General features: G+C 66.2%; 8 protein-coding genes, 1 tRNA gene and 1 pseudogene. 2 read left to right on the top strand and 8 right to left on the bottom strand.

Going from position 1 to position 5,173, the window contains the following annotated elements:
- Positions 1 to 22: 22 nt before the first annotated feature.
- Both J7E68_RS09110 and J7E68_RS09115 read right to left on the bottom strand, forming a co-directional pair.
- On the bottom strand, positions 23 to 355 hold the full coding sequence (locus J7E68_RS09110) for a hypothetical protein (protein WP_215171902.1): 333 nt from the start codon (positions 353 to 355) through the stop codon (positions 23 to 25).
- A gap of 57 nt (positions 356 to 412) precedes the next feature.
- Positions 413 to 1,150 (bottom strand): GAF domain-containing protein, encoded by a 738-nt coding sequence (locus tag J7E68_RS09115; protein WP_251048820.1) that lies wholly within the window; start codon positions 1,148 to 1,150, stop codon positions 413 to 415.
- Positions 1,151 to 1,302: 152 nt separating this feature from the next.
- On the opposite strand from J7E68_RS09115, the gene J7E68_RS09120 reads away from it, so the two are divergent.
- Positions 1,303 to 1,452, top strand: a complete 150-nt coding sequence (locus J7E68_RS09120; protein ID WP_215171910.1) for a hypothetical protein — start codon at positions 1,303 to 1,305, stop codon at positions 1,450 to 1,452.
- Here the strand turns inward: J7E68_RS09120 and J7E68_RS20385 are convergent.
- The 3 genes and pseudogenes from J7E68_RS20385 to J7E68_RS09130 all read right to left on the bottom strand — a co-directional run.
- Positions 1,440 to 1,832, bottom strand: a pseudogene (locus J7E68_RS20385) (GAF domain-containing protein); the annotation flags it as partial. The gene J7E68_RS09120 and the pseudogene J7E68_RS20385 sit on opposite strands and share 13 nt — an antisense overlap.
- A gap of 88 nt (positions 1,833 to 1,920) precedes the next feature.
- Positions 1,921 to 2,454 carry a GNAT family N-acetyltransferase gene (locus J7E68_RS09125; protein ID WP_215171904.1) on the bottom strand — a complete coding sequence of 178 codons (534 nt, stop codon included), beginning with the start codon at positions 2,452 to 2,454 and terminating at the stop codon, positions 1,921 to 1,923.
- Between the two features lie 3 nt (positions 2,455 to 2,457).
- Positions 2,458 to 3,078 (bottom strand): ANTAR domain-containing response regulator, encoded by a 621-nt coding sequence (locus tag J7E68_RS09130; RefSeq protein ID WP_042536652.1) that lies wholly within the window; start codon positions 3,076 to 3,078, stop codon positions 2,458 to 2,460.
- Positions 3,079 to 3,179: 101 nt separating this feature from the next.
- Here J7E68_RS09130 and J7E68_RS09135 point away from each other — a divergent pair.
- Positions 3,180 to 3,262, top strand: a tRNA-Leu gene (locus tag J7E68_RS09135).
- A 9-nt stretch (positions 3,263 to 3,271) separates the two neighbouring features.
- On the opposite strand, the gene J7E68_RS09140 is transcribed toward J7E68_RS09135, so the two are convergent.
- From J7E68_RS09140 to J7E68_RS09150, 3 genes are all read right to left on the bottom strand, one after another.
- On the bottom strand, positions 3,272 to 3,829 hold the full coding sequence (locus J7E68_RS09140) for a hypothetical protein (RefSeq protein ID WP_215171906.1): 558 nt from the start codon (positions 3,827 to 3,829) through the stop codon (positions 3,272 to 3,274).
- A 40-nt stretch (positions 3,830 to 3,869) separates the two neighbouring features.
- Positions 3,870 to 4,484 (bottom strand): alpha/beta hydrolase, encoded by a 615-nt coding sequence (locus tag J7E68_RS09145; protein ID WP_311416801.1) that lies wholly within the window; start codon positions 4,482 to 4,484, stop codon positions 3,870 to 3,872.
- 183 nt (positions 4,485 to 4,667) lie between these two features.
- The coding region (locus J7E68_RS09150; RefSeq protein ID WP_285225063.1) for a pyruvate kinase alpha/beta domain-containing protein at positions 4,668 to 5,173 on the bottom strand (506 nt) is incomplete at its 5' end.

Here is a 5,173-nt window from a genome sequence, read left to right on the forward strand (position 1 = left end):
TCCCCCCGGCTGATTCCGCCGGTCAGCGCGTGGCCTTCCCGTCGATCGGGTCATAGGGATTCGATGATCCGATCGCCTCTCGCCGCTCGACTTCCTCGCTCCACCGGATGATCTCGGTCGCAATCACGTCTGCGTCGACCTTCTCTGCCGCGAGCGTCGAGGAGGCCACATCGATGGAGACGAGCCATCCCACCCGGAGCACGACACGACGGACCAGGCCGTGCGCGTCGCGGTAGGGGATCTCGACGAATGCCGAGTCATGCACTCTCGCCAGAGCCCGTGAGTACCTGCATATCGCGTCGGCCAGCACCTCATCGGTGAGGAACGTGCCGAACGGCGTCACGATCTGCTTCATCAGGATCCCCCGGACTCGATGGATGTCGATGCCGGGGTCTGGGGCGTGCCTGCGATTCTACTCACACCCGATTCGCGTGTCCGGCCCGTAGGCGGGCGCGGGCGTTGCAGTCAGCCGAGTGTGAGACGACGTTCGACGATCTGCCGTGCGACGTCTCCGAGCCGCAACGAGTTGCGACGCGCGTGATCGCGGATGAGGCTGAATGCCTCTTCGATGNNTCGCCTGCTCGATCACGATCCGGCTGTTCAGCGCGTGCTGCAGCTGGGTGGTGAGGATCTCCGTCTCACGCAGCACCCGCTCGTGGACGATGCCGATCGTCGCCACATCGGCCAGAGCGCGTGCGATCAGCAGGTCCTCCTCCGACAGCGTGCGCCCCGCCGTCTGCAACAGGGTCAACGTGCCGATCGTCTGCTCGCGGAGCCGCAGGGGAATCGCGACGATCGACGTGTAGCCGGATGCGTGAGCTGACTCGCGGAACTCCGCCGATTCCGCATCGCGTGCATCCACCTCGGTCACAGTGACGGTCGTGCCGGATTCATAGCTCGCGAGAGCCGGGCCCCGCGACCCGAGCATCAGAGCCTCGACCACACTCGCTGCCTCACTTGTCGATGCCACGAGCTCGAGGTCACCGATCTGGTCGGCGAGGAGGATGCCCGCGACGGCGATGTCGAGTTCGTCCCGACACGTGTCGGCGAGGTGCTGCATGAGTTCGACGACGTCGTACTCGTCGACCAGGGTGTCGGCGAGCTGGACGAAGGTGTGCAGGAGCCGCTGGTCCCGTTCGAGCCGGGTCATGATCCGACTCCGATCGTTNNCCGGCCAGCACATCCTCGGCGACCGACATCACGGTGCTCTCCGTCGCGAAGGCACGACTGTGCAGAAGAAGACGAGCATCTTCGGCGTCGATGCCGAGCTGCGCGAGCACCATACCCGTCGCCTGGTGCACCTTGCGTCGAGAGAACGGAGACAGGGAGGTCTCGTCGGGCATCTCGAGTTCGTTGATCCTCTCGCGCAGCACGCGTCTCGCGATCACGGCGGCCATGGCGCTCGCCTGGGTCGTCTGCATGGGGTCGAAGCGCAGCGGCGAACTCGAATAGAGGTCGATCGCGCCGAATCGGAGGTTGCCCACGGTCAGAGGGAACGCGAAGATCGATGCGGCATCGCCTGCCTGCGCCGCCCTGGCGAATGCGGGCCAGCGCTCAGCGCCGCCTCGTCCGCGGAGCTCCGGCTCCATAACCGGCCGCGACAGCCTCATCGCGTCCCAGCAGGGTCCCTCCCCGAGGTCGAACTGCAGCTCGTCCAGCCACGCCGATGACTCGTCGGTCGCAGAGACCGTCTGACTGCCGAGGAAGCCGCCGAGCGTCGACACCGATGCACCGGTGACGGGCAGAACGGCGAGGAACGAGAACGGAAGCTCGGTCACCTGGGTCTCTGGAGCATCGAGCCCCTCGAGAGCGGACTTGAATGCGTCTTCCATACCTTCACCTCGGTTCCACGCTAGTGGTGACTGCAGCACCCGGCAACGGGACGGGCCGTTCGACCACCGAGCCGGGTCGAGAGGGGACTCATTCGAGCAGGAGCTGGAAGAGCACGTGGTCCTGCCACTCCCCCGCGATCCGCAGGTATCGGGGCGCGAGGCCGATCCTCTTGAATCCGCAGTCGGCAAGAACCCTCTGAGACGCGATGTTGTGAACGAGTGTCGCCGCCTGCAGGCGGTGCATCCTCAGCTCGTCACGGGCGAAGGCTGCGATCTGTCGCACGCCCTGCGAGGCGAACCCTCGGCGCAGCAGCGAGTGATCGATCCAGTAGCCGAGATCCGCGCTCCGGAACGCGCCTCGAACGATGTTGTTGAGGTTGATGCGTCCCCGGATCTCACCGTCGACGGACTCAATCACGAACCGCCTGCTGCGACCCGCAGCCTCTTCGGCGACGCACTGACGGACATCGGACTCCTGCCAGGCAGCGCTGAAGAACTCCGGGTTCCTCAGAGGTTCCCACGGTGCGAGATGCTCGCGATTCGCGGCATACGCCCGTGCGAGGGCTGCGCCGTCGCCGAGACGGACCGGGCGCAGGAAATGCTCCGCATCGAGCGGAAGCACAGACTACTTCTTCGGCGCGAGCTGCTCGATGATCGCCTTGGCGACATCCTGCATCGTGAGGCGGCGATCCATCGACGCCTTCTGGATCCAGCGGAAGGCCTCGGGCTCGGAGAGTCCCATCTTCTCGTTCAGCAGTCCCTTGGCCCGATCGACGAGCTTGCGGGTCTCGAAGCGCTCGACCATGTCGGCGACCTCGGCCTCGAGCGTGATGATCTGCTCGTGGCGTGCGAGAGCGATCTCGATCGCCGGCAGCAGGTCGTTCGGGGTGAAGGGCTTGACGACGTAGGCCAAGGCTCCGGCCTCGCTCGCCCGCTCCACGAGCTCCTTCTGGCTGAACGCCGTGAGAAGCACCACCGGGGCGATGTTGCCCTTGTGCAGCTTCTCGGCCGCGCTGATGCCATCGAGCTGCGGCATCTTGACATCCATGATGACGAGGTCGGGGCGCAGCTCGGTCGCGAGCGCGACCGCGGTCTCTCCGTCGCCTGCCTCACCCACGACATCGAAGCCGTTGTCGCGAAGGATCTCGACGATGTCGAGACGGATCAGCGACTCGTCTTCGGCGACGACGACGCGTCGGGGTGCGGATGACGTGGGCTGCTCAGCTGCCTGTTCTTGCTCGGTCACAGATCCATCCTAGTGGAGAGCACCTCGGAGGTCCCCCGATGGCGCGGCTCGCGATCGGGATCGCCCGTGCTCTGCGCTAAAGTCGAAGACGCGACACACGAGCCGGCGTGGCGGAATGGCAGACGCGGAGCACTCAAAATGCTTTGTCCGAAAGGGCGTGTGGGTTCGAGTCCCACCGCCGGCACCCACCGGATCAGAGACTGATCCAGACCTCGTCGTCGATGAGCAGATATCTCTCGAGCAGAGGAGCCATCGCCGCGAGGAGGGCATGCTCTGCCGATGCCGGGTGATCGGCGATCAGCACCTGATCGGGTACCACGGCCCGGATGATCGCCTCGAGATGCGCATTCGTGGCCTCGACCGGCAGCCCGCCGACCAGCAGCGGCCGATAGATCCGCCCCTCGTGGATGCGAGTGCCGTCGCTCGCTGCGATCGTGTCGAGACCTCGCGTCTGGGCGAGGTACGTGGGCACGCAGGCGATCGCATCGTATGTGCGGAAGCGTCGCTTCAGGCGGTAGCGGATGCCGATGCTGCCCGGTCGCCGCGAAGGCAGCCCGTCGCTCCCGACCGGGGCCGAGGCCTCGAGCGACTCGAGGAGAGAGTCGCATGGCTCGCCGATCACCGGTGCGGCGTTCGCGAGTCGCTCTGCCGCGTCGGGTTCGATGGTCAGGTCATCCATGATGGGGAGCGCAGACCTGCGGGTGCCGCCTGCGCCTGCCCCAGCGTACAGGCCGACGGCTGGCAGTCCCATGGTCGAAGGTCGAGGATTTCCGCCCGGTCTGCGGGTGGGCTCAGTCCTCAGGGTGCTCCGCGAGCGCTGCGACCTCGCCGAGTACCCGGGGATCGGCGAGTACCCGGAAGTGCCCGCCCGTGTCGAGACGCAGATTCTTGCGCGCACCGCTCAGCTCACTGCCTTCGGGGATGTGCGGATCGAACGCGGCGTAGACCGACACGATCCTCTGATTGACGTCCGCCCTGCCCGCGAGCTCGAGGATCGAGGGATCCGACGGCGAGAACGCGCGGAGCGACCTGACGGGGAGCATCCGTGCGTATCGGGAACCGCCGAAGGGCGTCGCCACTGCGAGCATGGCCTTTACGCGGCCGCCGGCCGATCCCGTCATCGCGAGCTTTCCGGCGAGTCCGCCCTTGCTGTGGGCGACCAGGAGCACATCCGTCATCTGCATCTTCTCGAGGAAGGCGGTCACGATGCGCGCAGCCTCGCGAACGGGCTTCTGATTGCGCCCCAGCGTCTCGAGGACGTACACGGGGTGCCCGCGTTCGTGCAGCGCCGAGACGAGCGGCTGCATGAACCTCCAGGTCTCGTACACACCAGGAAGGATGATGATCGGCGAGGCATCTCCGCCGGTGAAGGAATCGGCGTCGTGACGGTCGAAGGCCGATCGCACCTGCCAGTATGCGGCGTACGCATAGTCGGCCAGCCACCACCCGGCCCGCTTCAGTATCTCGATGTCGCCCTCCCCCGAACGCTCGTCATGATCGACGATACGCCCGCCCCGGTGCCGCTCCGGGCCCCTGGCACGACGAAGGGGCGGAACTTTGCGTTCCGCCCCTTCGCCGAAGAGCCTCGATCAGACCGTGGCTTCCTTGTAGATCGGAGCTGCGCCGTTGACGGCGTCCCCGACCTTGTGCACGCGGATGTCGTTGGTCGATCCCACGATTCCGGGAGGGGAACCGGAGATCACGACGACCTTGTCTCCTTCGACGGCGAGACCGCTCGAGAGCAGGTAGTCGTCGACCTGCAGGTACATCAGGTCGGTGTGCTGGACCATGTCGACGAGCTTCGACTGGATTCCCCAGGTCAGCGCCATGCGGCGACGGATGTTCGGCTCGGGAGTGAAGGCGATCATCGGGATGCGCGACCGCAGCCGCGACAGTCGACGGGCCGAATCACCGGACTGGGTGAAGACGCAGAGATACTTCGCCTCGACGAACTCGGCGACCTCGAGGGCTGCGAGGGTGATCGCGCCACCCTGCGTGCGGGGCTTGGTCGTGAGCGGCGCGATGCGCTCGAGGCCATGCTCCTCGGTCGACTCGACGATGCGGGCCATGGTCTCGACAACCACGACCGGGTCGT

The sequence above is a fragment of the Microbacterium sp. ISL-103 genome (assembly GCF_018613995.1).
Taxonomy (GTDB): Bacteria; Actinomycetota; Actinomycetes; order Actinomycetales; family Microbacteriaceae; genus Microbacterium.